This window comes from Alcanivorax sp. HI0083 (genome assembly GCF_001635175.1).
Genome location: NZ_LWFX01000705.1, coordinates 1 through 325 on the forward strand (window position 1 = coordinate 1; position 325 = coordinate 325).

Genomic DNA, 325 nt, shown 5'->3' on the forward strand with positions numbered 1-325 from the left:
CTGTATGCGCGCCAACGCTGGAACCGGCGCCTGAAAAAGCAGGACAAACCACAGTAAGGCATTGCGCAACGCGCGCCGAGAATGGAGGAGAGCATTATGACCGGCATTTACCAAGACAATAGCGAAACCATCGGTAACACCCCCCTGGTGAAGATCAATCGCATCAGTCAGGGCAATATTCTCGCCAAGATCGAATCCCGTAACCCGGCCGGCAGTGTGAAGTGCCGGATCGGCGCGTCCATGATCTGGGATGCAGAGAAGAGCGGCAAACTGAAGCCGGGTATGACCCTGGTGGAGCCCACCAGCGGTAATACCGGTATTGCTT

1 protein-coding gene is annotated in these 325 nt (G+C 56.3%); it reads left to right on the top strand.

Annotated elements, in window-relative coordinates; translation table 11 throughout:
* Nucleotides 1-96: 96 nt before the first annotated feature.
* Nucleotides 97-325 (top strand): pyridoxal-phosphate dependent enzyme (locus A3754_RS06935; RefSeq protein WP_156496874.1); only part of this gene is annotated, 229 nt, incomplete at its 3' end.